The organism is Pseudoalteromonas sp. P80D2 (genome assembly GCF_036680945.1).
GTDB lineage: Bacteria > Pseudomonadota > Gammaproteobacteria > Enterobacterales > Alteromonadaceae > Pseudoalteromonas > Pseudoalteromonas shioyasakiensis.
The window spans coordinates 1-250 of record NZ_JAZDAR010000038.1 but is presented as its reverse complement, the minus strand read 5'-3'; the positions used below and the strand labels follow the sequence as shown (position 1 = coordinate 250).

The window sequence follows — 250 nt, the reverse complement described above, 5'->3', positions numbered from 1 at the left end:
GAGTTGGCCAACACCTTTTGAAAATGGCAGTTTGTGGTTAGTTGATTTGTCATGGGGTACTAAAGAGTGGACTCTAGAGAAATCGAATGGTGTAAAGTACCTGATTAAAGGCGACGCAAAACACGAATACCATGAACTTGTTGCTCGTGTATTTCACGAAGAATCACAAACTATATACGAGCTATTATTTGAATCTGTAAATGGCTTTCGTTGTCTTGATGAGCATGGGTTGACTGAAGTTTGGAGCGAA

Annotated in this window: 1 protein-coding gene; it reads left to right on the top strand. The window is 40.0% G+C overall.

Going from position 1 to position 250, the window contains the following annotated elements; all coding sequences use genetic code 11:
* Positions 1 to 250: hypothetical protein (locus VRK28_RS11625; protein WP_332393977.1), on the top strand; the 250-nt coding region annotated here is incomplete at both ends.